Origin of the sequence: Macromonas nakdongensis (assembly GCF_002837145.1) — a bacterium.
Taxonomy (GTDB): Bacteria; Pseudomonadota; Gammaproteobacteria; order Burkholderiales; family Burkholderiaceae_C; genus Macromonas_B; species Macromonas_B nakdongensis.
This window is the reverse complement of record NZ_NWMV01000180.1, coordinates 1-1,730: the sequence shown is the minus strand read 5'-3', so window position 1 is coordinate 1,730 and position 1,730 is coordinate 1. Positions and strand designations below refer to the sequence as shown.

At 74.0% G+C, this 1,730-nt stretch carries 1 protein-coding gene; it reads left to right on the top strand.

Annotated elements, in window-relative coordinates; genetic code table 11:
* The coding region (locus tag CON77_RS15040) for an L-glutamate gamma-semialdehyde dehydrogenase (protein ID WP_101050422.1) at nucleotides 1–1,730 on the top strand (1,730 nt) is incomplete at both ends.

Sequence of the window (1,730 nt, the reverse complement as noted above, 5' to 3'; positions counted from 1 at the left end):
ACCGAGCGCGCCGCCTGCCTGGAACGCGCCGCCGACGCGATGCAGACCGAGCTGCCGGCGTTGATCGGCCTGCTGGTGCGCGAAGCCGGCAAAACCACCGCCAACGCCATCGCCGAGGTGCGCGAGGCCATCGACTTCCTGCGCTACTACGCCGCCCAGGTGCGCGCCCAGTTCGACAACGCCAGCCACCTGCCGCTGGGGCCGGTGGTCTGCATCAGCCCGTGGAACTTCCCGCTGGCCATCTTCACCGGCCAGGTGGCCGCGGCCCTGGCCGCCGGCAACACCGTGCTGGCCAAGCCGGCCGAGCAAACCCCGCTGGTGGCGGCGCAGGCCGTGCGCCTGCTGTGGCAGGCCGGGGTGCCGCGCGCGGCGTTGCAGCTGCTGCCCGGCCGGGGCGAAACCGTGGGCGCCCAGCTGGTGGCCGACCCGCGCGTGCAAGGCGTCATGTTCACCGGCTCCACCGAGGTGGCGCGCCTGCTGCAGCGCACCCTGGCCCAGCGCCTGGGCGCCAGCGGCCAGCCCGTGCCCCTGATCGCCGAAACCGGCGGCCAGAACGCCCTGGTGGTGGACTCGTCCGCCCTGACCGAACAGGTGGTCAACGACGTGGTGGCTTCGGCCTTCGACAGCGCCGGCCAGCGCTGTTCGGCCCTGCGCCTGCTGTGCGTGCAAGAAGAGGTGGCCGACCGCGTGCTGACCATGCTGCAAGACGCACTGGCCGAACAGCGCCTGGGCAACCCGGCCGCGCTGGCGGTGGACATCGGCCCGGTCATCGACGCCGAAGCGCGCGACGGCATCGAACGCCACATCGAGGCCCTGCGCGCCCAGGGCCGCCGCGTGTTCCAGCGCGCCCGCTGCGTGCCCGGCGCCACCGCGTACGGTACCTTCGTCACGCCCACGGTGATCGAGCTGGACTCGATCAGCGAATTGCAGCGCGAGGTGTTCGGGCCGGTGCTGCACGTGGTGCGCTACCGCCGCCGCGAGCTGGACGCGCTGATCGAGCAGATCAACCGCACCGGCTACGGCCTGACCTTTGGGGTGCACACCCGCATCGACGAGACCATCGAACGCGTGTCGCAACGGGTGCACGCCGGCAACGTGTACGTCAACCGCAACCTGGTGGGTGCGGTGGTGGGGGTGCAGCCCTTCGGCGGCGAAGGCCTGTCGGGCACCGGCCCCAAGGCCGGCGGTCCGCTCTACCTGTACCGCCTGCTGGCGCGCCACCCGGGCGACGCCCTGGCCCGCGCCGTGGCCTGGTCGGGTGGAAGCGGTGCGACCCAGGTGCCCGCGCCGCTGCGGCTGCTGCACGTCTGGGCCAGCACCCAAGGGCTGGCGGCCGTGGCCGCGGCCTGCGACCACCTGGGTTTGGCCGCCCGCGTGGGGGTGGACTGCGTGCTGCCCGGCCCCACCGGCGAGCGCAACGTCTACAGCCTGCGCCCGCGCGAAGCGGTACTGGGCCTGGCCGACACCGACGAAGACCGCCTGCTGCAACTGGCCGCGGTACTGGCAGTGGGCAGCCGCGCCGTCTGGCCGGCCCAGGCCGCGCCCCTGCGTGACCGCCTGCCGCCCGAGGTGCGCGACGCCATCGCGCTGGCTGACGACTGGCAGGCCCCGGCCGTGTCCTTCGACGCGGTGCTGTACCACGGCGGCGAGCCCGGCCTGCGCGCCGTGCTGGCCCACCTGGCGCAGCGGCCCGGCCCCATCGTGGGGGTGCAGGCCTTGGCCACGGGCCA